Annotated in this window: 25 protein-coding genes; 19 read left to right on the top strand and 6 right to left on the bottom strand. The window is 40.9% G+C overall.

Annotation, left to right across the window (positions count from 1 at the left end):
* The 3 genes from ACR42H_RS17350 to ACR42H_RS17340 are packed head-to-tail and all read left to right on the top strand — an operon-like array spanning position 1 to position 1821.
* Positions 1-747, top strand: a complete 747-nt coding sequence (locus tag ACR42H_RS17350; protein WP_436372180.1) for a class I SAM-dependent methyltransferase — start codon at positions 1-3, stop codon at positions 745-747.
* 22 nt (positions 748-769) lie between these two features.
* Entirely contained in the window at positions 770-1258 is a 489-nt protein-coding gene (locus tag ACR42H_RS17345; RefSeq protein WP_436372178.1) for an NUDIX domain-containing protein, read from the top strand.
* The gene (locus ACR42H_RS17340; protein ID WP_436372176.1) at positions 1255-1821 is read left to right on the top strand and encodes a GNAT family N-acetyltransferase; all 567 of its coding nucleotides are present in this window, start codon (positions 1255-1257) and stop codon (positions 1819-1821) included. Before ACR42H_RS17345 ends, ACR42H_RS17340 begins: the two co-directional genes overlap by 4 nt.
* 57 nt (positions 1822-1878) lie before the next feature.
* Here the strand turns inward: ACR42H_RS17340 and ACR42H_RS17335 are convergent, their stop codons facing one another.
* A complete protein-coding gene (locus ACR42H_RS17335) occupies positions 1879-2019 on the bottom strand; it encodes a hypothetical protein (RefSeq protein WP_436372174.1) in 141 nt (46 codons plus the stop codon).
* A gap of 68 nt (positions 2020-2087) precedes the next feature.
* On the opposite strand from ACR42H_RS17335, the gene ACR42H_RS17330 reads away from it, so the two are divergent.
* From ACR42H_RS17330 to ACR42H_RS17315, 4 genes are all read left to right on the top strand, one after another.
* Entirely contained in the window at positions 2088-2651 is a 564-nt protein-coding gene (locus tag ACR42H_RS17330; protein WP_436372172.1) for a histidine phosphatase family protein, read from the top strand.
* A gap of 15 nt (positions 2652-2666) precedes the next feature.
* Complete coding sequence (locus ACR42H_RS17325) at positions 2667-3692, top strand: DUF2332 domain-containing protein (RefSeq protein WP_436372170.1); 1026 nt, start codon at positions 2667-2669, stop codon at positions 3690-3692.
* 134 nt (positions 3693-3826) lie between these two features.
* Positions 3827-4777, top strand: a complete 951-nt coding sequence (gene trhO / locus ACR42H_RS17320; protein WP_436372168.1) for an oxygen-dependent tRNA uridine(34) hydroxylase TrhO — start codon at positions 3827-3829, stop codon at positions 4775-4777.
* Between the two features lie 104 nt (positions 4778-4881).
* The gene (locus tag ACR42H_RS17315; protein ID WP_436372166.1) at positions 4882-5502 is read left to right on the top strand and encodes a LysE family translocator; all 621 of its coding nucleotides are present in this window, start codon (positions 4882-4884) and stop codon (positions 5500-5502) included.
* Positions 5503-5577: 75 nt separating this feature from the next.
* Here the strand turns inward: ACR42H_RS17315 and ACR42H_RS17310 are convergent, their stop codons facing one another.
* On the bottom strand, positions 5578-6324 hold the full coding sequence (locus tag ACR42H_RS17310) for a uracil-DNA glycosylase family protein (protein ID WP_436372164.1): 747 nt from the start codon (positions 6322-6324) through the stop codon (positions 5578-5580).
* 101 nt (positions 6325-6425) lie between these two features.
* Between ACR42H_RS17310 and ACR42H_RS17305 the strand changes: the two genes are divergently transcribed.
* The 5 genes from ACR42H_RS17305 (at position 6426) to ACR42H_RS17285 (ending at position 11300) form a co-directional block, all read left to right on the top strand.
* Positions 6426-6890 (top strand): hypothetical protein, encoded by a 465-nt coding sequence (locus ACR42H_RS17305; RefSeq protein WP_113881419.1) that lies wholly within the window; start codon positions 6426-6428, stop codon positions 6888-6890.
* A gap of 117 nt (positions 6891-7007) precedes the next feature.
* Positions 7008-10226 carry an SNF2 helicase associated domain-containing protein gene (locus tag ACR42H_RS17300; RefSeq protein WP_436372162.1) on the top strand — a complete coding sequence of 1073 codons (3219 nt, stop codon included), beginning with the start codon at positions 7008-7010 and terminating at the stop codon, positions 10224-10226.
* Positions 10227-10239: 13 nt separating this feature from the next.
* Positions 10240-10449 (top strand): DNA-binding protein, encoded by a 210-nt coding sequence (locus ACR42H_RS17295; RefSeq protein WP_436372160.1) that lies wholly within the window; start codon positions 10240-10242, stop codon positions 10447-10449.
* 108 nt (positions 10450-10557) lie between these two features.
* The gene (locus ACR42H_RS17290; protein ID WP_436372158.1) at positions 10558-10812 is read left to right on the top strand and encodes a hypothetical protein; all 255 of its coding nucleotides are present in this window, start codon (positions 10558-10560) and stop codon (positions 10810-10812) included.
* 41 nt (positions 10813-10853) lie between these two features.
* Positions 10854-11300 (top strand): GyrI-like domain-containing protein, encoded by a 447-nt coding sequence (locus tag ACR42H_RS17285; RefSeq protein WP_436372156.1) that lies wholly within the window; start codon positions 10854-10856, stop codon positions 11298-11300.
* Positions 11301-11328: 28 nt separating this feature from the next.
* Here the strand turns inward: ACR42H_RS17285 and ACR42H_RS17280 are convergent, their stop codons facing one another.
* Positions 11329-11955, bottom strand: coding sequence for a metal-dependent hydrolase (locus tag ACR42H_RS17280; RefSeq protein WP_436372154.1), 627 nt, complete (start codon positions 11953-11955; stop codon positions 11329-11331).
* A 223-nt stretch (positions 11956-12178) separates the two neighbouring features.
* On the opposite strand from ACR42H_RS17280, the gene ACR42H_RS17275 reads away from it, so the two are divergent.
* Positions 12179-13345 carry a TraB/GumN family protein gene (locus ACR42H_RS17275; protein ID WP_436372152.1) on the top strand — a complete coding sequence of 389 codons (1167 nt, stop codon included), beginning with the start codon at positions 12179-12181 and terminating at the stop codon, positions 13343-13345.
* Between the two features lie 126 nt (positions 13346-13471).
* Here ACR42H_RS17275 and ACR42H_RS17270 read toward each other — a convergent pair whose 3' ends face one another.
* Positions 13472-14626 carry an ABC transporter permease gene (locus tag ACR42H_RS17270; protein ID WP_436372150.1) on the bottom strand — a complete coding sequence of 385 codons (1155 nt, stop codon included), beginning with the start codon at positions 14624-14626 and terminating at the stop codon, positions 13472-13474.
* Positions 14595-15524, bottom strand: a complete 930-nt coding sequence (locus ACR42H_RS17265) for an ABC transporter ATP-binding protein (RefSeq protein WP_113881426.1) — start codon at positions 15522-15524, stop codon at positions 14595-14597. Before ACR42H_RS17265 ends, ACR42H_RS17270 begins: the two co-directional genes overlap by 32 nt.
* A gap of 225 nt (positions 15525-15749) precedes the next feature.
* Between ACR42H_RS17265 and ACR42H_RS17260 the strand changes: the two genes are divergently transcribed.
* On the top strand, positions 15750-16538 hold the full coding sequence (locus ACR42H_RS17260; RefSeq protein WP_113881427.1) for an aminoglycoside adenylyltransferase domain-containing protein: 789 nt from the start codon (positions 15750-15752) through the stop codon (positions 16536-16538).
* A 37-nt stretch (positions 16539-16575) separates the two neighbouring features.
* Here ACR42H_RS17260 and ACR42H_RS17255 read toward each other — a convergent pair whose 3' ends face one another.
* Complete coding sequence (locus ACR42H_RS17255) at positions 16576-16917, bottom strand: hypothetical protein (RefSeq protein WP_436372147.1); 342 nt, start codon at positions 16915-16917, stop codon at positions 16576-16578.
* Between the two features lie 148 nt (positions 16918-17065).
* Between ACR42H_RS17255 and ACR42H_RS17250 the strand changes: the two genes are divergently transcribed.
* The 5 genes from ACR42H_RS17250 (at position 17066) to ACR42H_RS17230 (ending at position 22717) form a co-directional block, all read left to right on the top strand.
* Positions 17066-17890 carry a pentapeptide repeat-containing protein gene (locus tag ACR42H_RS17250; RefSeq protein WP_113881429.1) on the top strand — a complete coding sequence of 275 codons (825 nt, stop codon included), beginning with the start codon at positions 17066-17068 and terminating at the stop codon, positions 17888-17890.
* A gap of 19 nt (positions 17891-17909) precedes the next feature.
* Positions 17910-18365, top strand: coding sequence for an NUDIX hydrolase (locus ACR42H_RS17245; RefSeq protein ID WP_113881430.1), 456 nt, complete (start codon positions 17910-17912; stop codon positions 18363-18365).
* 69 nt (positions 18366-18434) lie between these two features.
* Positions 18435-19562 carry a DNA polymerase III subunit beta gene (gene dnaN / locus ACR42H_RS17240; RefSeq protein WP_436372144.1) on the top strand — a complete coding sequence of 376 codons (1128 nt, stop codon included), beginning with the start codon at positions 18435-18437 and terminating at the stop codon, positions 19560-19562.
* Positions 19563-19827: 265 nt separating this feature from the next.
* Positions 19828-20520, top strand: coding sequence for a response regulator transcription factor (locus ACR42H_RS17235; protein ID WP_113881432.1), 693 nt, complete (start codon positions 19828-19830; stop codon positions 20518-20520).
* The gene (locus ACR42H_RS17230; RefSeq protein ID WP_436372141.1) at positions 20498-22717 is read left to right on the top strand and encodes a sensor histidine kinase; all 2220 of its coding nucleotides are present in this window, start codon (positions 20498-20500) and stop codon (positions 22715-22717) included. The genes ACR42H_RS17235 and ACR42H_RS17230 overlap by 23 nt, the downstream gene beginning before the upstream one ends.
* The last annotated feature ends 8 nt before the right edge of the window (positions 22718-22725 follow it).

The following is a 22725-nucleotide window of genomic DNA, read 5'->3' as shown; positions in this document are numbered from 1 at the left end:
ATGTTTAATGAAACATTGGAATTAAATAAGAAAAGCTGGGATGAAGCGGCTAAAAGATTTTATGGGCGCAACCCTTTGCCTGAATACGGACCGCTGGCGCCAACTGAAGATGATCTTCAATTGTTCGGAGATGTGCACAGCTTAAAGATGCTGGAGATTGGATGCGGAAGCGGGCATTCCCTAAAATATCTGGACCAGCGCGGAGCAGGTGAATTATGGGGATTGGACTTGTCTTCCAGGCAAATCGAATCCGCAAAGGAACTGCTGATAAATTCATCTTCACGAGTAAAGCTGTTTGAATCCCCGATGGAACAAAATCCGGGAATCCCTGCTGATTATTTCGATGTCGTTTTTTCCATTTATGCGATCGGCTGGACCACGAATTTAGATAAGACGCTTAAAAACGTTCATCACTACCTTAAAACAGGGGGGATGTTTATATTCAGCTGGGAACATCCGATGTATAACCGGATCAAGGCCGAAAATGGAGCATTAATTATGGATAAATCCTATCATGAGGAAGGCTCCTATCAGCATATAGCCTGGAACCAGCCTGCCATTATGCAGCAATATAAACTAAGTACATATATCAATCTATTAATAGAAAACGGGTTTGCGATAGAAAGGGTAATTGAAGATGTCAGCCTTACAGAGGAAGATGTTCAGCGGCATGCCAACCGATGGTATTCCTATGAAAAAACAAGAGCTATACCCGCTGCTTTTATTATTAAATGCAGAAAGCTATAGAAGAAAAGGCGGATGAGACCGAATGACCTATCATATTAGAGTCAGAGCAGGGGCAGTTATTATAGAAAATAATTCGATTCTGCTTATTGAGTTTCAGGATGAAAGAGGCCTTCATTACAATTTGCCTGCAGGAGGGGTTGAACCTAAGGAATCTGTTATTGATGCAGTGAAAAGGGAAGCGAAAGAAGAGGCCTCTGTGGATGTGATGGTCGGCCCATTGGCATTCGTTTATGAATATGCCCCTCACTTAAATGAATGTAGGTACGGGCAGATACATTCACTGGGCTTAATGTTTGAATGCCAGTTGAAGGAAGGCACATTGCCTAAGATGCCTTCTGCCCCGGATCCAAACCAGACAGGTGTTAGGTGGGTGCCGCTTTCGGAGCTGGTCAATATAGTGCTGTATCCTAATATGAAAGCTCACATCCTGGAATATGTTAAACATAAAAGAAACATAGATTTGATCGAAGAACACACACTGGATGTTTACCCGATGGAGATGAAAAAATGAATAAAGAAATAATGATCGATTGCGGTGAGATCATCCTTAGGGAATACAGGATGGAAGATGTGCCAGAGCTTTATGAAATTACTTTACAGCCCGAGGTTTATGAGTTCATTCCTGGTGCGCAGACTACACTTGAACAGCGTATTAACTGGATGGAGAATTATGAAATTCCTGCGAATAAAAAGTTTAGGTCCTCGATGCCTGACCTGAAGGATGCTGGATTTTTGAATTTAGGAATCATACTAAAGGAAACTGGAAAGTTTATTGGTTTTTGCAATACAGGAATAAAAGATGAATTGCCTGAACCGAACAGGGAAATTGGCTATGCCATCTCAAAATACTACCGAAATAAAGGATATTCCACGCTTGCTGCAAGAGGGCTACTGGGATTTCTTTTTGAAAAAACAGCTCTTGAAACTCTGAATGCCGTTGCATTAACAAGCAATTCCAGTTCCATTCACGTTCTGCAAAAGTGCGGATTTCAGCATGCTGGAGAAATGGAAATCGACGGAGAGCGATATTTCCATTACATCCTCAGAAAAAAGGATTGGGCATCAAATTCATAAAACTGCCGTAACTGCAAAGACACCCTCCATCCACTATGAGGGTGTCCCGCCATTCCTTTATCTATCTGATTTAGAGTTTGTATTAAATGTGCCGTTTCTGTTTTCATGTTCATGTCCACGGACCTGGTCTCCGCCATTTCCCTTTTCGTGTACCTTTTTGCCGCCTAGCTTTACGTTTGGGTATTCTTGTTCCCGCATGGTATTCACCTCCATGTTAATTAAATTATCCATAAAGGAAGAAAATATATAAATTTTGGGGTTTTTAAATGGAAATAACACTTATTAGACATGGCAGGTCATCGCAAATGGATAATCACCGCATGAGTAGGCATGAATTTAAAAAATGGGTTGAAATGTATAACCACTTAGGGATTGTTGAGGGTGAGACTTGTTCTTCTGACGCAATAGAAAAAGGGATTTCAGCCTCTTTTATACTTACAAGTGATTTAAAAAGGTCAATCGAGTCGGCCAAAAGCATAAATCCTTCTGCAAAGATACAGACAGATCCATTATTCAGGGAAACTGAATTGCCCATACCTGCCGGTAAATTTCCGGGTATGAGATTAAGGCCTAATACCTGGGCTGTGGTATTAAGGCTACTATGGTTATGCGGCTATTCACAGGGATGTGAATCATACAGGGATGCAAAATTACGGGCAAAGCATGCATCATCAACATTAACCGCTATTGCAAAAGAACATAACTTTGCTGTTCTCGTAGGTCACGGTTTTTTTAATCATTTAATTGCGAGGGAACTTCAAGAAGCTGGGTGGATCGGGAAGAGAAAAACAGGTTCAAAGCATTGGAATGCAGATACTTACATCTATTAACGGAGGGGAAGGAGAATGGTAAAACCTAATCTAGCATCCAGATTCAAAACATTTGGACAATATGAATGTCACGGATCCAGTGGGCTTTATGAGTTCTTGTCTTATAAGATTGCAGAGGATGAAGAATTGCTGGTTTTGGCATCTGAAGCGAAGGACGGCCAGCCTGTGCCGAATTTATTTCTTGGAGCCATTCATTATCTGCTTTTAAGCGGGAAAGAGCATGAACTTAAGGAATATTATCCAAGTTTAGTGGAGAATCCAAGAAACCCTCTGGAATCATTCCAAAGCTTTAAAGATTTCTGCAGGCTAAATTCACAGGAAATTAAAGAAATAGTAAAAGCAAAATTAGTCCAGACGAATGAAGTTAGGCGCTGTGCTTACTTATACCCTGTGTTTGCCTGGATCTTTCAGCAAACCGAAAAGCCCCTGGCCTTGATTGAAATAGGAACAAGCGCGGGCCTGCAGCTTCTTTGGGATAAATACTGCTACACATATGGTACAGAAGAAACTTTTGGAAATCCAGCCTCGATTGTTCAATTATCCTCTGAAATTAAAGGAGGGAATGTCCCGATTATACCGCCAGAAATGCCGCCGGTAGCTTCAAGAACTGGAGTTGATCTGCATATAAATGACCTGAATAATGAGGAAGATTTTCTATGGCTGAAATCACTTATCTGGCCTGAACATCAGGAGAGAAGAACTTTATTCGAAAAAGCTGCCCAATGTGTGAAAGAAAATCCAATCAGCCTGATAGAAGGAGATGGTGTTGAGCTTTTGCCCAGGCTGATTAAAGGCATACCTGATGAACATTTAATCTGTGTTTTCCACACACATGTGGCAAATCAGATGCCTATAGAAGTAAAAGAGAATCTGCTTAATAAAATAAAAGCAAGCGGACATAGCAGGGATATCTTTCATATTTATAATAATATCCAGGATCGGAATCTGCATCTTGATTATTATCTGGATTCCAAAGAATATAAGAAATTGGCCGGCCAAACAGAGGGGCATGGAAAGTGGTTCACATGGGAATTGAATTAAGCTTCCTTACTATTTCGCACCTCTAAAATTTTGAAACTTGACAGCATCTGTTATACTTATCTAGGTAAGTATATATTGTTTTAACCTATTAACAGATATATCTTGCAAATATTAAGTGATAGGTGGAAATACAAATGAGTCAAAAACCATACAGAGTTTTACTTTACTACATGTATGTTCCGATTGAGGACCCTGAGGAGTTCGCAAAGGAGCATAAAGCTTTTTGCAATGAGCTGGGCCTTAAGGGACGCATTCTTGTTGCGAATGAAGGCATAAACGGGACTGTTTCCGGACCAGTGGAACAGACAGACCGGTATATGGAAGCAATGAAGCAGGATCCGCGGTTTGCGGAGATGGTTTTCAAAATAGATGAAGCAGATGGACATGCCTTTCCTAAGATGAAGGTTCGTGCACGTCCCGAGCTTGTAACACTTCGCCTTGAAGACGATGTGAACCCCAACGAGGTTACAGGCAAATACCTGGAGCCAAAAGAGTTCTTCGAAAGACTTCAGGATGAAGACACAATTGTTTTAGATGCACGAAATGATTATGAATATGATCTTGGCCACTTTAGAGGTGCGATCAGACCGGATATCAAAAATTTCCGCGATCTGCCGGAATGGGTGCGTGAAAATAAAGAATTGCTTGGTGATAAAAAGATCATTACGTATTGTACAGGCGGCATCCGCTGTGAAAAGTTCTCCGGATGGCTTGTAAAAGAAGGATTTGAAGATGTAGCCCAGCTTCACGGAGGAATTGTCACTTATGGAAAAGATCCTGAAGTACAGGGAGAACTCTGGGACGGCCAGCTTTATGTGTTCGACGATCGCATTGGCGTTCCGGTTAACCAAAAGGAGCATATAATCGTAGGCAAGGACTACTTCACAGGTGAGCCTTGTGAACGCTATGTCAACTGTGCAAATCCTGCATGCAATAAAAAGATCCTATGCTCTGAAGAAAGTGAGCATAAATATATGCGCAGCTGTTCTGATGAATGCCGAAAGCATCCTCAGAACCGTTATGTAGCTGAACACGGTCTTTCCGAGGCAGAAGTGGAAGAAAGAGTAGAACAAGTAAGAGCATAAGATGTTTAGAGCAGATTTTCCTTTATGGAAACTGCTCTTTTTTTATTGGAAATTTCATGAAAGCTGATATAATATTCTTAAAAATCTTATAAGGTAGGTGGGATATGGAGAATTTACTGTTATTTCTGTTTATGTCGTTTCTGCTTGTTATTTTACCGGGACCTGATACTGGGATTTTAATTCAAAACACGATTTCAAGCGGGAAAAAAAGCGGCATTAAATCGATGTTCGGATCTGTCGCTGGGCTGATGGTCCATACAATGGCTGTTGTATTTGGCTTATCGGCATTAATTGTAAAGTCTGCTTATATATTTTCTTTTATTAAGTATGCTGGTGCGATATATCTTATTTATTTGGGCATCGTTTCGTTAAAGTCTCTATCGGGTAAACAAGAATCAGCTGACATGGAGAGTAAGTATAAAAAGAACAAATCGCATTTTCTTCAAGGGTTTTTCACGTGTGTGTCCAATCCAAAAGTAGCTGTGTTCTTTTTAACATTTTTCCCTCAATTTTTAAGTGCGGAAGGGAATCACTTTGCGCAATTTCTTGCGATGGGCTTAATATACAGTCTTATAACAATTATTTGGTTCTTTTTCTATGTATATTTGATTGACTTTTTCAGGGCCTGGCTGAAGAAACCTTCTGTTAATAATGCGATTCAAGGAATTTCTGGTGTGGTTTTAATGGGATTTGGCATTAAATTGGCACTTGAGAAACAGCCTTAAGGAAGGGACTGCTTAACCTCTAAAATAGGTTAAAGCAGTTTTTTTATGGTTTAGCGTAGGAAATATACTCTTTGATTATAGCTGTTCTCCCCAGCTTCTAATTAAATCTGTCATAGCATATTTGTTCTGTTTAAACTGCTTAGCGCGGTGTCCATTTGCGCCAGAAGGGTGAGGAAAGCCAGATAATATGGTATGTCCTGTAAGTTGTTTAGCTGTGTATAGATGACGGATGATCCTTTCGGCGGTTATTCCCAGCGGAATTATGAGTGCATGGCTATTTATTTGAGCCAGCTCTTCTGGGAATACTTCTGTTGCGTACTCGGCAAGCATCGCTGTTATTAATAGATCAGGCTGGTGTCCGGTATAATTATTGCCACGGAAGAAAACCGGATATTTTAAAACAGAAGTGGTGTGAAGGAGCGGTCTATTTCGCCCGAAAAGTGTATCAGTGCCATCTAGGTGTAATGCTTCTTGTAAACCGCATTGGTCTAGCATGCTTATTAAATTTCTCCTCATCCCTCCTGAAAAACTGGCTGCCTTTTTGGTCTCCTTCAGGATTGCATTAAGCTCATTTTCAGCAGCCAGTCCTTTCAAGAATGATTCAAAGGCAATCCTCATTTGGGCCCATCCAGGAGTAATCCCGACGATTACAATTTTCGCGTCATTATTGATATATTCGTTGTGCGGGGCATAATATATGTCCAAATCCCCATCCTGACTTATTAAGAACTCTTCAGTCATTAATTGATCCTTTGTCAGCGTTCCGACTTTTGGCAGCTTTTCAATGGCTGGAAGATACTTTGAAAGTAATGAACAATCCATAAGATCTCCTTCTAATATGTATTGGTATATGAATAATGTTACCAAATCATGAATAATAAAAGCCATCTAAGAGACATTAACAAATAAAAAGGATTCTGCTCATGTATGGACTGATAATAGCTGCCATTCTTTTTAATTTCATTGCATTTACAACAAAAAAACGTCTGACAAAAAATCAAATTTTACATATATGGACATTCACAATTTCAGCTCAGCTAATATTTGATGTCATGATTGAGTTTAAATTTGGGGGATACTGGTACTTTGACAAGGAGCCAAACTGGGCAGGACTGCTGGCACATATTGTTCTGGTACCCCCAGTTAACATGATGTATCTGAATTGGTATCCTTTCAGAGGGGATCTCATTAAACGATTTTCTTATATTGTTATTTGGGTAGTTGCCATTTTGCTGTATGAAGTCATCGCTTTATTGCCTGAGCCATGGGGATATTTTAATTATGGCTGGTGGAGATTGTGGCATGCAGCTTTACTTGATCCCATGCTGCTTTTATTGATGGTCAAATTCTATAAGCTGATTACGAGGTTTGAAGGGGAACTTAAATAACTGTAAATGATGATCTAAAAGGGAGATGTGCTCTCCCTTTTTGTGTTAGATGAAATGATTTATGGCAGATGACTGTGATACAATTTAAGTATACATATTCCCGGAAGGAGAAAGTTTGTGGATATTAAATTGACTCACAAATTGATAAAAGAAATGTGCGGCACTGTCTCCTTCAAAAGAGGGGACGCTTTTTTCCGTAATAAGAAGGTAACGATAAAGAAATACAATGATGAGATTTGTGAAGCAGCAGTATCTGCTGGTGAGGAATTTTTCGTTTCGGTCGAGAAAACATCCGGAAACAGTTTTAAGACATTGTGCAGCTGTCCAAAGCTAGCTTCGTTTGATAAAGAATGCCAGCATGCAACGGCTGTTCTGCTGGCAATTTATGATATGCAGCAGCACAGATCGCCCAGGATAAAGGATTCAGCAGGCACCCTTGTGGTTTCTGCCGAACACGCCTTAACGGATGGTCTCATGACACTTTTCAGTGAGCAGCCAAGAAGGTCAAGCGGACACCAGCTTCATTTTGAAAACAGGCAGGTGCTCCGTCCAGAATTCACATGTGTGCCTGTTCATTTGGGGAAGGGGCATTATTTGTTAGCCATAAAATGTACCATCGGCCCAATCGCTGTCCTTGATATCCGTCAATTTCTTCACGCCGTTAAAGAGGGAGAACCAAGCCTATTATCATTAACTTTTACCTACGACCCCGCTTTGCATTGTTTCCCGCCAGAAGCTGATGCAGTTCTTCAGCAGCTGATACAGCTAATACACGATGAATCCATTTATATAAATGCTTTAATGGATGATTTCGATTATACTGCGACCAAGCATATGCTCTTAATCCCTCCGTCATCTTGGGAAAGGCTGAAGCCTGTTTTGACGCTTGCTGAGAAAGTAAGGCTTGAGATAATGGGGAAAACATTTGAAAGGATGGCTTTTTCAAAGGAACGGCTGCCTTTAAGGTTTGAACTTAGCGAAAAGGAAGAGAAATGTTATTTAAATGTTTTTGGCCTGGATCGGATGCTGATCCTGGATTCATATTATGCTGTTCTATCAGGCGGCAAATTAGTCACGCTCAATAAAAAAGATTGCCAGCGTTTATATGATTTAACACAAATGCTGGAGTCAGCGGGGAGAAGCCAGATTCCGATTGCTGCTGAACAAATGGAACTGTTTCTGGAAAAAGTGGTCCCTGGACTGAGAAAGCTGGGGGATGTCCATATTTCAGAAGACATGTCACAAAAATTTATGAAAACACCTTTGATTGCCAAGCTATACTTAGATCGTCTGCGGAACCGGCTTCTGGCAGGAATTGAATTTCATTATGAAAATATCGTGATCAATCCGCTGGAAAGAAGAGAGCCGAAGGGCGGCACACGGATTATTAGAGATGTGGAATTAGAGGATGAGATCCTTCAGCTTATGGAGGAAAGCTCCTTTGCAAAGACGGATGGCGGCTATTTTCTGCAAAATGAAGAGCTGGAATATGAATTCCTTTATCATGTTGTCCCTAAACTGCAAAAGATGGTCCAAATATATGCCACTACGTCTGTCAGAAACCGTATTTTCAGGGAAAATGCCAAGCCGCAGATACGGATAAAAATGAAAAAAGAGCGGACGAATTGGCTGGAATTCAAGTTTGAATTGACCGGCATAGCTGATCAGGAGATACGGGATGTATTATATGCACTTGAGGAGAAACGGAAATTTTATCGCCTGAAAAATGGCGCGCTCCTTTCTTTGGAAACAAAAGAATTTGAGGAAATCCAGCGTTTTCTGAAAGCTGTGCCTGAACAGGCAGAAGATCTGGAGAGCGGTTTGAACATGCCGGTTGTATCCGGTCTTAGAATGCTGGACACAGCTGGAGATCAGGAGATGTTCCATCATGAGGAATCCTTTAGGGAGTTTTTAGAAGAGCTTGAGAATCCATCATGCCTCCAGACTCCTGTGCCGGAAATTCTGAATCCTATTTTGAGGGAATACCAGAAAAGCGGCTTTAAATGGCTAAAGATAATGGCGCATTATGGATTTGGCGGCATTTTGGCTGATGATATGGGACTGGGGAAGACACTGCAAAGCATTGCTTTTATTCAGTCTAACCTTAAGGAAATTCGGGAATATACCGGTCCTGCACTCATAGTGTGCCCTTCATCCTTGACGTATAACTGGTTAAGCGAACTGACGAAGTTTACACCGGATATCCAGGCAATTGTCATCGATGGAACTCAAAATGAACGGGCTGAGCTCCAAACGGATTTATCTGGCATTGATGTGGTGATTACTTCCTACCCCTTGGTGCTTAAAGATATTAAATGGTATGAAATGCAGGATTTTTATACGGTGTTTTTCGACGAAGCGCAGGCATTTAAAAATCCGGTAACTCAAACAGCGAGAGCAGTAAAGAAAATTAAAGCCAAATATCGCTTTGCTTTAACAGGTACACCCGTTGAAAATTCTGCGGAAGAACTGTGGTCTATTTTTCATGTCGTCTTCCCTGAATTGTTTGGCGGCTTAAAGGATTACGGAAATTTAACAAGGAAGACGATTGCCAGAAGGGTTCGTCCCTTCATGCTCAGGAGGCTGAAAGAAGATGTTCTTTCAGAGTTGCCTGAAAAGATGGAGCTTATTGATTCTGCTGAGTTGCTTCCCGATCAGAAGAAGCTCTATGCGGCTTATCTGGCAAAACTGAGAGAGGATACCTTAAAGCATTTAAATAAAGATACACTCAGAAAAAACCGCATAAGAATCCTTGCTGGTTTAACACGGCTCCGCCAGATTTGCTGCCACCCTGCTTTATTTGTGGATGGATATAAAGGGAGTTCAGCGAAGTTTGAACAGCTTAAGAGGATTATCGAAGAATCGAGATTGTCTGGAAGAAGAGTGCTTATTTTTTCGCAGTTCACTAAAATGCTTGACCTTATTGGCAGAGAACTTGCACTTCTGGGTCTGCCGTTTTTCTACCTGGATGGACAGACACCTTCGGCGGAAAGGGTGGAAATCTGCCGCCGATTTAATGAGGGAGAGCGCGATTTTTTCCTGATTTCATTGAAGGCAGGCGGTACGGGTCTAAATTTGACTGGTGCAGATACAGTCATCTTATATGATTTGTGGTGGAATCCCGCCGTTGAAGAACAGGCAGCCGACCGGGCGCACCGCATAGGACAGAAAAATACTGTCCAGGTAATAAAATTATTGTCGAGAGGCACCATCGAAGAGAAGATGAATGAACTTCAGGATAAAAAGAAAAACTTAATTGAAGAAATCATCGATTCGAATGAAAGTGCAGCCGGAAGCCTGACGGAAGAAGATATACGCGAAATATTAATGATCTAAAAGGAGGGACCCCATGCCAGAAAATAATCTAAAGGGGAGAAGATTCCCTGAAAAGCTGGCAAAGCCAGCATTGCGTGCACTCGAAGGGGCAGGCTACTTTACAATTGAACAGTTAGCCGGTGCCACTGAAGCAGAATTGCTGGATCTCCATGGAATGGGGCCAAATGCCATGGCAAAACTTCGCAAGGCAATGGCAGACAGAGGTTTAACATTTAAAGTTTAGTAAGGAAGACGCGACTCTTGAGACGCGTCTTTTTAATGGCTGTTTTCGTATATTGGCGCTTTTTAATTACTTAGTTTGAATTGCTGAGTTGATTGGAGCGGAGGGCACTTGATCCTCGAAAATGCTGACGCATTTCCTTCGTGCGGTGTTAAAGTCGAGGAAGTTAATTCAATGTCCTGCGGTAGCAGCGGGACAGGTGAGACCCAGCAGGTACAAAGCGACGAGGAGGCTCACCGCACCCACCCCCGCGGAAAGCAAGTGCCCCGTGCTGAAATCAACGGGCTGAATTCATGGGCAATAACAGCAACCTATGAGAAAAAAGCCTTTTTAATCTATCAGATTAAAGGAGGAATTTTCCAATAGTTAGAGAAATTCTTAGTATTCAAAGTTTGGAGGGATTTCTAATGTGTAAAGTCGTTTCGCAGGAGTTTAAAGCAGTAGTCATAAGGAACAAGGGTCTTTTTAAGGATTATGCCCATTTGGTGCCTGAAGCAGCTCAGAGCTTCTTGAAGCAGGGCCATCTTGTACAGCATAGCAGCGGACTGGAAGTGTCCATTTATGAACCTAAGAGGGGGGAAGACCACTTAGAGGGAATATTTTTTGTCGGTTATTTAGTTCATAAGAAACCTGAAACACTGCCAGATGGGATGGAATATATAGAGGTGCAGCATACTTATGCATCAATCAGAGGAAAGGGAGCTGACATGGGCGGCCTGTATGCACGTCTTAACAATTGGATTAAAGAGCAGGGCAATACGCAGGGTTCCGCTGATCATTATATTTTGGAAGTTTATTATCCGGCTGAAAATGAGGATGAGGATGTAGAAGTATACATTCCAGTCAAAAACTAACCGCTCAAATTCTGAGCGGTTGTCTGTCTTAGATCTCTTTCGACGAGATCGGGAGAAAGAGCTTTATGCCCCTTTTATTAAATGGAAGCAATTTTAAATCGGCTATCAAATGACTTATATAACCGGCAAGGCATGTATAGAATACACCCTCTATGCCAAGTGATCCTTCAAATTTGGCAGAGATGAATCCAAAAAAAATAACACCCAGGATAGAATGAGTATAACTGCGGTGGGAAACGAAGGAAGCTATCAATATATAAATCCCAAATAATATCAGCCACAGTTCCTGCAAAGAGATTCCTCCCGCCAGGACGCCAATTCCCGTAATGGTCAGCATATGCTTTTGCCTGATTTTCGCAGAAATGGCGGTCATGCTGATCCCTATAGCGATTCCCAGCCATTTCTCTTTCGGCGAGCCTTCATAGAAGCTATAGATGATCATTAAAATCCCTATGATTTGGGCAACTGTCCGAACGACTTCATGTGAAAGTGTAAGCCGGTCACGAAGTTTTCCATCAATGTCGAGGTCCGGGATTAATCCAGAAACGCTGCCGAGTCCTACTAATAATAGCGTTGTGGATGGGCTGGCATGAACAGTGTTCGCAACCACATATCCTGCTGCTGCTCCAATCGCTGCATGGGCGGTACCATTCAATATAATTTCCACCTTTATAATATATTTGCATTTTTTTCATGCATTCTTATATTATATCAAAACACTTGTTCTGTTTAGGGGTTAATAGATTATTTTGTTATTTAGGGCTAAATTCACCTCTGAGTTCATTATCCTGGGCATACTTAAAACAGTTCATGGTATAATGAACAATACATTGAGCTAAAAGCATACATAATAGAATTTGTATCTAAGGAAGGTATTTATGTCAGAGGAAAACATAACGAGGATTCATTTAGACGGCAAGGAATACATATTGATAGGAACAGCACATGTTTCAAAGCACAGTGCAGAACAAGTGAAGGAAGTCATAGAGGCTGAACAGCCTGACTCTGTTTGTGTGGAATTGGATGAACAGAGATATCAATCGATTACAGAAGGCAGCAAGTGGAAGGAAATGGATATCATCCAGGTAATTAAGGAGAAGAAGGCTTCACTGCTTTTAATGAATCTGGCGATTTCATCCTTTCAAAACCGCATGGCTGACCAATTCGGCATTAAAGCCGGCCAGGAAATGATTCAGGGAATTGAATCAGCCAAAGCTGCCGGGGCAAAGCTTGTTCTGGCTGACCGGAATATCCAGATTACCTTTGCAAGGATTTGGGGCAACCTCGGATTAAAAGGGAAATCCCTGCTTCTTAGTCAAGTAATAGCAAGTATTTTCAGCAAGGATACCATAACTGAAGAAGAACTTGAGAAGATGAAGAATCAGGATACGATAAATGCGATTCTAAATGAATTTACAGATAGTTTTCCGCGATTAAAGAAACCGCTCATTGACGAGCGGGATCAATACCTTGCACAAAAAATTAAAGATGCACCAGGAGAAAAAATAGTAGCGGTGCTGGGGGCAGCCCATGTACCGGGGATCAAAGAGGAAATCAAAAAAGAACAGGACATGGCCAAATTGACTGAGCGCCCTACAAAATCCAATGTTCCAAAGATAATTGGCTGGAGTATTCCGGTGTTCATTTTGGCCATTATTGCCTATACATTTTTCGCAAATCCTTCTGCGGGTCTTGCACAGACTATCAGCTGGATTATTTGGAATGGCTCCTTGTCAGCACTGGGGGCTGCCATTGCAATGGGACATCCTCTGACCATTTTAACTGCCTTTGTTGCAGCGCCAATTACATCATTGAACCCCCTTCTTGCAGCAGGCTGGTTTGCCGGACTGACTCAGGCCTATATACGGCGTCCGAATGTAAGGGATTTTGAAACCTTATCTGAAGATGTATTTAGTGTTAAAGGATTCTGGAGAAACAAAGTGAGCCGGATTTTATTGATTGTTGTCCTTTCCAATCTGGGCAGCTCGCTGGGAACCTTTATTGGGGGAGCAGATGTAATCAGAGTGTTTCTTGAAAATTTATAAGAAAGCCCTTCTGGGATGAAATCAAGATGATTTCATCCTTTTTCAATATTAATGAATTTTTTATACTTCCAAAAAAAATACTGAAGAAGGCCAGCTGGCCGATTTTGGCAGCTGGCACTTTTTTCATTATCTGTCAGCAGCAATCGCTTTTCTCTTATAAAGCAAGGATCCCAAAAGAAAAGTAACGGCTCCCCATAACGTCATCACGCCAATTCCTGCCCAAAGTCCTGCTGTAGCAATGCCGGTTTCATACACCATGCTTTCCCTTAAGCCTTCAGCAAAATAGGTTAGCGGCAGGATGCTGGATATTGGCTGGATCCATTCAGGCATCGTTTCAATAGGGAAGAACACTCCGCTTAAAAACATCATGAGAAAACTGCAGATATTGGCTACTCCCATATAAGCTTCTGTCGTTTTGCTGAAAGATGAGAAGAAGTAGCCAAGTGCATTAAAGGATAAAGCACCGATCAGGAATACGATAATCAAGGTAAAAGGATTAATATAAAGATTGGCTCCAAACACGAGGACACCTATTAATGATAGCAGGATGATCTGCACAATACTGAACAACAGCCTCATAACCATATCACTTAATCCGAAAATGCCCATATTTGCCGGTGTCATTCGCAGCCTTTTGATTAATCCCTTTCTGCGCATGTCCACCAGATCCACCATGCCAAACATCCCGCCCTGGGCAATGGATAAAGCAATCATCCCAGTTAAAAGGAAATCTGTATAATCCAGTTCATTAGTGCCAGAGGTTATCGATTCATATTGCAGATCATATTTCGGGGAAGCACCTGCTGCCATTAAATTGGCCTGCTGGACAAACTTATCCAGAATGCCGGAAACTGCCTGGGCTGCGGCACCTTGTTCATTTTCTTTGTTTATTAATAGGGTAACAGAGGAGGCCTCTGCCGACCCCGGCAGGATGATGGCGGCATCCACTTCCTGATCTTTTACCCATTCCTCTGCTCTATCCCTCGCAACAGGTTTTCCAGACTTGACTTCAAAAACGGGAAGACCTCTGATTTGAGAAAGCATCATCTCTGAAGCAGGATTCGGGCTTGGATCCACAACTGCCACTTCGGTTTTAAACTCTTCATCTGAATTTCCGCTGAAGATGACCATGAAGATAACCATTAGGATAACCGGGAAAAAGATGCCCCAAAACCATGCTTGTTTTTCGCGAAGAGTTAATTTCAGCTGTGCTAAAAACATCATTTTAAATTGATGGTATCTATTAATCTTAATCCCTCCATTCTTTGCCGGTAAACGCAATAAACACATCCTCCAGGCTCATTTCCCGTATGGAGACCTGTTCCACTCCGAATGATTTTTCTTTTGTAAATTTAAATAAGTCCAAAAGGGTTTCTTCAGGTTTTGCTGCCCATATTTTTAGAGTTGCCCCTTCCCGTTCCGTTTTGGATACGGATTCCAGGACCTTCGAGAATATATCAGCATCCACTGCAGCACCTTCGCCATCAAGGAAACTCAATCTTATTTCCCGTTCATCTGTAAGTTTCTCTATGAGTGCGGAAGGGGAGTCAAGTGTGATCACATTTCCCTGATCCACGATGCATACACGATCACTTAATTTCTCTGCTTCTTCCATGTAATGAGTGGTAAGAATGGTTGTTTTGCCTAGTTCTTTAAGATGAAGAATGATATCCCAAATATTTCTTCTGGCCTGGGGATCTAGTCCGGTAGTCGGTTCATCCAGAAAAATGATTTCAGGGTCACTAATCAGCGCCAGTCCAATTGCCAGTCTTTGCCTCTGGCCGCCTGATAATTTTTTTACATGATTTTTGCGGTGCTCAGTAAGATTGACAATTTCCAGGATTTCTTTGGCTGACCGGGCATGGTCATAAAAGGAAGCAAAAAGGTTCAGGTTTTCTTCTGGTGTTAATAAATCAAACATGGCACTTGACTGTGGCTGGACGCCAATTTTCTTTTTAATTGAAACGGCATGCTTATTCCAATCGAGGTCGCCAAAATGGATTTCACCGTTATCGGGTGAAACAAGGCCCTCAATCATTTCCAGTGTAGTCGTTTTGCCAGCTCCGTTTGGACCGATAATAGTGAAGACTTCCCCGGCATTAACCGAGAAACTTATATCCCGGACAGCCTTTATTTGGCCAAAGGATTTTTGCAGATTTCTTACTTCTAACACAGTCATTCGTCTTCCTCGCTTTCATGACAAGTTGGATATTAGCATCATGCAAAATTCTAACCTTTTATTTAATACGTTACTTTTTTTGAAAAAATTCATTTTTTTAGTAAACTTAATAATATCTATACTGATTACATAATATGGGGCAAACCGATGTAGAGAAGATGATTGCCGGGTTTGAAAATGAAGTGTGAAAGGCTTTTTCTATTAGAAGTTAGGGGAGAAGTGTAAATGAGAGGACTTCCAATAGTGGTTGATGAATTATTAAATGAATACATAGATTTAGTAAATGAATATATGCCCAATCAGCTTGAAGGCCTCTATTTGCACGGATCGCTTGCACTGGATGCTTTTGTGGAAGGATCAAGTGATATTGATTTTATTGCGGTTACAAAAAGCGGTTTAACTGTATCAGAATTCAAAAAAGCTGAGGAGATCCATGGGATACTAGCAGAAAAATATCAGTTTCCTGAGATGGATGGGGTATATTTAACTCAAAATGACCTGGGAACGCTTTGTGAATGTTTCTTCTATAATAACGGGACAATGAATTATGGGCATTTTCTGAATCCAGTCACCTGGTGGCTTTTACAAAAGAATGGTATTGTCATTTATGGGGCTGTTCCGGTTATAGAGATAAATGACAATGAATTGGTTTCATACACTTACGAGAACATGAATACATATTGGGCAAGTCGAATCCAGTCATTCGAGGAATCAATTGATGAACTGACACAAATAGCAGACTCTGAGATTGATAAAGAAGTTGAATGGATGGTGCTCGGCTTATTGCGCCAGTTTTACACATTGAGAGAGAAGGATATTATCTCTAAGCAAGGGGCCGGTGAGTACTCCTTAGAGCATTTGCCGGAAAAATGGCACCCAATCATAGTGGATGCCATTAATATTCGCAGAGGTGAGGAAAATAGACATTATACAAGAAAGCGTGATCGAATTAAAGAAACTATTAAACTGTCAAAATATCTTATAAGCCAATCAGCAGCAATCAAAAATAGGTGAGCTCCTCTTGATGTGAAGCTCACTTGACTGAAGGCCGTTACGTTATCCTTATTGGAGTATCCAAGTTATGGGAATCCCGATAAGATCGATAAGAGACAAATCTTTTTCCGTGTGAGGATCCATCCAATTGAAGTATCCGTTCATTAATTGTTTCCATATACAGAAAGTCATCATTCGCATTTAGTCGGTAGAAAGTGTAGGTGTTTCCAAGGAGTTCTTTCTTTGTTATTTGTGTATCGGGGTGCTGCTGGATGAATTCTGACAGCTGCTTAACAGAAACTGAAGGAATCTCTGCCATTTCATAAAGCTTCCCTTTAAGGTTTGCTTTTAGCTTGTTTACGGCACTCATTGCCTTTTCTTTATATTTATTCCTGGACATAAAGTCACTCCCTTAATAATGAGATACTAAGAATAATTTCCATTTGCAGAAAGAATAAACATTACCTGCAGGAAAGTCAAGAACAGTAACAAATAAAAAATATTGCTGAAATGAATCCTGTAATTTGAACGAAAGGAAGTGCCGTGTTTTGCCTAAACAAATTAGTAATTTAATATCCGATTGTGAAAATTGTTTTGGGCTTTGCTGTGTGGCCCTCCCATATGCAAAATCAGCTGACTTTGCTCTTGATAAGGAAGCAGGTAAACCATGCCCTAATCTGCAAGCTGATTTTCGCTGTCAAATACATGCAGACCTCAGGGGAAAAGGCTTCAGGGGATGCACCTCATTTGAATGCTTCGGAGCAGGCCAAAAAGTATCTCAAAACACTTTTATGAATAGAGACTGGCGCAGCCATCCCGGACTGGAGAAAGAGATGTTCGATGTGTTTCCCATTATGCATCAGCTTCATGAAATGCTTTTCTACTTAACAGAAATTCTATATTTGGAAGCCGCTATGCCTATTCATGATGAAGTCAGAGAAATTTTGGACAAAACAGAGGATTTAACTAATATGGAGCCGGATGTGATTATGGGTATTGATGTCCAGGCACATAGGGGTGAAGTTAATAAGCAGCTTCTAAAAGCCAGTGAGCTTGTCAGGAAGAACTCAGGATTGAATCAAAAATCCGCGAAAAAATATAGCGGCCGGAGAGATTTTATCGGAGCCAGATTAATCGGTGAGGTGTTATGCGGAGCGAATTTAAGAGGTTCCTTGTTTATTGCAGCTGACCTGCGCAAAGCTGACTTGAGATATACGGATCTTATTGGTGCAGACTTTAGGGACGCAAATTTATGCGGAGCCAATCTAATGGGAAGTATTTTTCTTACACAGGCTCAGGTTAATTCAGCAAAAGGGGACATGTATACGAAGCTGCCAAATGGTTTACAGAGACCGCAGCATTGGGTGAATTAAAGGAAAGAAGAGATGCCGAATGACACAGAACGAAATCGTGCTTGTTGTCAGCACATCAATTATACAGGAAGGCAAAGTGCTGATGATTAAAGAGAATAAAGCCACTGTAAGGAATAAATGGAATTTCCCGTCCGGCCGTGTTGAAAAAGGGGAAGATATCCTTGCAGCTGCCTGCAGAGAAGTTAAAGAAGAAACGGGCTTGGACGTAAACCTGACCCATACAACTGGTATCTATAACTTTATCAGCAGTACGGACCATCAGGTCATCTTATTCCATTTTATTGCTCAAATAAGAGGGGGCTTTTTAAACCTTCAGGAAGAGGAAATTGCCGATAGCATGTGGTTGAACCTGTCAAACCTTAATCGCTTTAAAGACGAGGAACTTCGCGATGCCAAAGTCATAAGGCAAATCCTGAATGCCGTAAAAGGTGATAAGCTTTATCCCTTGGAGCTGTTTCAAACAAAGTTAAGCTGATAAGGTAAAAGGAATATTCAGGAATTTTGTCGAAAGAATACCTTATCGATAATATTAGGTGGGGTATGAATGGAATTTAAAATTAGGAATGAATATTTTAATAAAGCCATTGGAGAAGTAAGCAGTGCAATTTCTGCTAAGACACCTTTTCCTATTTTAACCGGGATAAAGCTGACTGCATGTGAGGACCATTTAAGACTCACTGGAAGCAACTCAGATATTGTGATTGAAAAAGTCATTCCTGCTGCTGATGAAGGGGATGTGCTGGAAATAGTAAAGACAGGCAGTGTTGTAGTAACATCCAGATACCTGACAGAGCTAATTAAAAAGCTGCCGGGTGACATACATATCAAAGTGAATGAAAAGCATAACGTGACAATCATATCAGATGAAATTATTACATACATAAATGGTTTTCCAGCCGAACAGTATCCGAAACTTCCTGAATTTGATAATTCTCATGGGATCCAAATTTCTTCTGTAAAATTATCAGCAATAATAAAGCAGACCGTGTTTGCAGTTTCGAAGAATGATACAAGGCCAGTGCTCACAGGAGTGCATATGATTGTTAAAGAAAATCACTTTTCGTGTGCGGCAACTGACTCACATCGTTTAGCTTTTCTGGACACAAGGATCGCTTCTGCTTCCAAAGGGTCTTTCATTGTTCCAGGCTCGAGCCTAAAGGAACTTTTAAAGCTATTGGCTCATCAGGAAGAACGCAAAATACAGATCTTCTCATCCGAGAGCTATTTAGTTTTCAAAACAAAATCAATCATGCTCTGTTCACGGCTTATTGAAGGCAAGTATCCTGATGTAACTGGACTCATCCCAAATGAAGCGAAAACAGTTATAAAACTGGACGCAAAGAAACTATTAAAGGGAATTGACCGTGCCTGCCTGTTTGCCCTCGAATGGAAGAATAACAATGTCCTTCTGGAGATAAAAGAAGGAAAATTGAAAATATCTTCAGTTTCCTCTGCCATTGGAAAAATTGAAGAGATACAGCCTCTATTAGAAATCACAGGCGAGCGGGAGCTGTCCATATCACTTGATGGAAGCTTTTTAATGGATGCCCTAAAAGCTATTCAGGAAGAGCATGTTCTTTTAAGCTTCAGCGGCTCAATGAAGCCGGTTATAATCAAGCCTGTCAGTGACGAATCTTATATTCAGCTTGTTTCGCCCGTCCGTTCGTATTGAGAGCAGTCTTCTTACGTGGAGAAATGACATTTCTAAATTACTTTTTGCACCATTTACCAGCTAGACAGCTGGCGGATGGTGCTTTTTTATGACTTACAATTACAAGTCTGTATTTCCATTTCCACCCATTATAAAATAGAAGGGATGTAAACTTAAGAAATGCAGATTCAATCTTAAGAAATTCTTAAGATTTCTATTACATTAATGTTAAGATTTTGCGTTTAGTATAAAAATATGAAAAGAGCACCTTGAAAGCAGGGGGATTATGAATAACTATTATGTACTCGTCGTAGATGATGAAAAAGAGATAAGAGATGCCATTGAAATTTATCTTAAAAATGAAGGCATTACTGTATTGAAAGCAAAAGATGGAATCGAAGCTCTGGAGATATTGAATGAGAACCAGGTGCATCTGATCATTTTGGATGTCATGATGCCTAAGCTCGATGGTATTTCAGCTACATATAAAATTCGTGAAAAGAAAAACATCCCGATTATTATTCTGAGTGCCAAAACAGAGGACACAGATAAAATTCTAGGGCTGCAGGTTGGAGCTGATGATTATGTGACCAAGCCTTTCAATCCCATGGAATTGGTTGCCCGGGTGAAATCACAGCTGAGAAGATATGTGACATTCGGAACATTTGAAGGAGTCAAAAAGGTGATTGATCTGAACGGTCTCATGCTGGATAAGGAAGCAAAAGAAGTGAGTGTTAATGGAGAGCCAGTGAAAATGACTCCGATCGAGTATAAAATTGTGGAACTTTTAATGACTAATGCCGGACGCGTTTTTTCCATTAATGAAATATATGAACGGGTATGGAACGAGCCGTGCTATAACGCAGAAAATACGGTGGCAGTCCATATTCGGAAAATCCGTGAAAAGATTGAAATTGACCCGAAGAATCCGAGATATTTAAAGGTGGTATGGGGAATTGGATACAAGATGGAAAAATAAATTCATCATTGCAATGATAACGGTTTTATTTGCTTTTGGAGCGAGCGGCGTTTTGTCTGTTCTAATAAACGGAAGAGAATATGCGAACCCGGACTATTTTCACACAAGTCAGTTTAGAAGTGATTTGGATCAGTATGCCGGATACCTGGAAATGTTCGAACTGAATAACGTTACCCTCGAAAAAGCTAAGGAGGCAATAGAGGTGTCAGAAGAGGACATCCATGAACATCGCTATCGTTATGGAACTCTGCCTGAACAAATAGATAATATTAGAAGCCAATATGAATATAGAATCCAAGAGGCAAAGGACACTGAAAATAATGAATTTGCCAAGGCTTTAACCGATCAGATGAACAAAAGAATCGAGGATATTACGAAGAACTTTGAGAGTGATGAACACGTACGCCCCAAAGTGATAAAAGAAAAAGAAGAAAAAATAGAAGAGTTTTTTAAGGAAAAGGAACAATTGCGGGATCAGTATGATTTTTATGAGGATTCGTTTACTTATTATTTTGAGGATACTTCCACTGGTGAAGTATTCACCAATTTAACTTTGTCCAAAAATGAGTCTCCGGATGAAGTAATGAAAAAAGAGATGGTTTATCGTACCGATTACACCATGGACAAAAATTATTTCCTTCATTTTATTATGGGGGGGTATGGGGAGTTTGAACAGTCCCTGGTAGAATCGCAATCAGGCTACTTTAAAGGACAAATAGGCCTGGCTAAAAACCTTCCTGATTCAAATATGTTCATTGATCAAAATAATCATTTCAAACAAAAGCAGATTATATTATTAATTTATGGCGGCTCAGCGGTTTTGGCTATTATCGCTGCATTGATTGCTGGCAGAAAGTCAAAGGCCCTGTCTGCTGAAATCAAAAGGTGGGAGCCTTTATATAATAAGCTGCCTATAGATTTAAGAATAACCTTTTTGGGGTTGGCAGTAATAGGCAGCAGTTTGGCCTTATTTCTGATAAATGATTTTCTAATAGACTCCTACAATATCCTTCCGCGAGTTATTGAATTGATTATTGTGCTTCTTGGAGCATCGGTTCTTTGCGGTCTGACAATTGTTCAGCTCAAATATATCGCTGGTGAATTTAAGGACTTGAAAAACGCCAGGGAAGTTTTGAAAAAGAGTCTGGTTTATAGAGCGGCTGGCGGTTTGAAAACCAGCCTTCAGGAAGCCTTTTTAAACCGGAGTATAGGAACTCAGCTGTTTGTTGTTTTATTAATCATCTTTGGAATGGGAATGGGTTCAATTGTCATGTTCTTCCACCCGCTATTTGCCCTGTTTTATGTAATGGTCTTAGCGTTTGCAGGTATTCCGCTAGTTATGGCACTTATCAGGCGTGTAGGCTATTTCAACCGAATTGCCGTGACCGCAAATGAATTGGCAGCGGGTCACATGGGACCGGACTTACCGGTTAAAGGAAAGGGTGTTCTGGCTTCACTAGCAGGAAATATGAATGTATTGAAGCTGGGGGTAAAAACTTCCCTTAGCGAGCAGGCAAAAAGCGAAAGGCTGAAAACGGAGCTGATTACAAATGTCAGTCACGATTTAAGAACACCACTAACTTCAATTATTACGTACACGGAACTGCTGAAGTCAGGTGAAGTTTCTGAGGACGATCGCTCTGCCTACCTTGAGATTATTGACCGTAAGTCTAAACGGCTTAAGGTTTTGATTGATGATTTATTCGAAGTCTCGAAAATGGCGAGCGGCAATATTGAGCTGCGGAAGGAAAGAGTGGACCTTGTCCAGCTGCTGCAGCAGGCTCTCGCGGAGCATAATAACGCTATTAATGAATCCAATCTGCATTTCAGAGTAACCCAACCTGATCATCCGGCAATCGCATTTGTAGATGGCCAAAAGCTCTGGCGAGTCTTTGATAATTTAATTGGCAATATACTGAAATACTCATTGGAACACTCACGGGTCTATATTGCGATAGTGAAAGTGAAGAGTCAGGCAGTCATAACGTTTAAGAATGTTTCTAAATATGAATTGGACGATCAAAGTGAAGAACTGTTCGAGCGTTTTAAACGAGGAGATAAATCAAGGCATACAGATGGTTCAGGCCTTGGCCTTGCCATTGCCAAATCGATTATTGATCTTCATGATGGAAATCTTGAGATAGATACAGATGGTGACTTGTTCAAAGTGAGCATTTCACTGAATATAGAGGAGTAAGGGAAGAG

The organism is Cytobacillus sp. BC1816 (assembly GCF_051353635.1).
GTDB lineage: Bacteria > Bacillota > Bacilli > Bacillales > Cytobacillaceae > Cytobacillus > Cytobacillus oceanisediminis_C.
Note: the sequence above shows the minus strand (reverse complement) of the source record. Positions and strands in the feature narration are given on the sequence as shown.